Raw genomic sequence first — 1,276 nt, forward strand, 5'->3', positions numbered from 1 at the left:
GGGGTCCACCTGTCCGAGGAGTTCCAGCTCCACCCCGAGCAGTCCACCGACGCCATCGTGATCCACCACCCCGAGGCGAAGTACTTCAACGCACGCTAGCGGCGGCCCCCCCGGCCGTGACCGCCCGTACAGCGAAAGGAGTTCCGTCTTGTCGACCGCGCCCGAGGGCCCTCGCACGCGTCCCTCCCCGCGCCGGCTGCCGGTGGAGGGCGAGCCGTCCTTCTCCTTCGAGTTCTTCCCGCCCAAGACCGACGCCGGGATGAACCGGCTGTGGCGGACGGTGCGCCGGATCGAGGCGCTGGCCCCGACGTTCGTGTCCGTCACCTACGGCGCCGGCGGGTCGTCCCGGCAGCGCACCGTCGAGGTCACCAAGCGGATCGCGGCCGAGACCACGCTGCGGCCGGTCGCCCATCTGACGGCCGTCGGGCACTCGGTGGCCGAACTGCGCCGGATCATCGGCCAGTACGCGGACGTCGGCATCCGGGACGTCCTGGCCCTGCGCGGCGACCCGCCGGGTGATCCCGGCGGGCCGTGGGTCGCCCACCCCGAGGGCCTCACCCACGCGCACGAGCTGGTGTCGCTGGTCCGTGAGCTGGGAGACTTCAGTGTGGGTGTCGCCGCGTTCCCGGAGCGCCATCCGCGCTCGCCGGACTGGGAGAGCGACATCCGGCACTTCGTCGCCAAGTGCCGGGCCGGCGCGGACTACGCCATCACCCAGATGTTCTTCCACGTCGAGGACTATCTGCGGCTGCGCGACCGGGTGGCGGCCGCCGGGTGCGAGACACCGATCATCCCCGAGATCATGCCCGCCACGGACGTCCGGCAGATCCGCAGGTTCGCCGAACTCTCCAACGCCGCCTTCCCGGAAGACCTCGCCCACCGCCTCGAAGCCGCCCGGGAGGACCCGGACGCCTCCCGTCGCATCGGGGTCGAGTACGCGACGCGGATGGCCTGCCGGCTGCTCGCCGAGGGTGCCCCCGGCCTGCACTACATCACGCTGAACCAGTCCGACGCGGCCATCGAGATCCACCGCGACGTCATGGCGGAACGCGGTGCGACACCGGCCCTGCGGAGCTGACTCACCCGAGCCGCACCACCCTTCCCGCATTCCACCGGCCCCAGGCCGCCGACAGCACACGGAGTAGGACATGTCTTCGCAGCGTCCCGCCGATGTCACCGATTTCAAGGTCGCCGATCTTTCGCTGGCCGAGTTCGGCCGTAAGGAGATCACTCTCGCCGAGCATGAGATGCCCGGTCTGATGGCGATCCGCAAGGA

Annotated in this window: 2 protein-coding genes; both read left to right on the plus strand. The window is 70.8% G+C overall.

The window, feature by feature from the left end; all coding sequences use genetic code 11:
* Positions 1–196 precede the first annotated feature (196 nt).
* The gene (gene metF, locus ACZ63H_RS38630; RefSeq protein WP_469873125.1) at positions 197–1,078 is read left to right on the plus strand and encodes a methylenetetrahydrofolate reductase [NAD(P)H]; all 882 of its coding nucleotides are present in this window, start codon (positions 197–199) and stop codon (positions 1,076–1,078) included.
* A gap of 70 nt (positions 1,079–1,148) precedes the next feature.
* Positions 1,149–1,276 (plus strand): adenosylhomocysteinase (locus ACZ63H_RS38635; RefSeq protein ID WP_469873126.1); only part of this gene is annotated, 128 nt, incomplete at its 3' end.

The organism is Streptomyces sp. NPDC104831, from assembly GCF_055583025.1.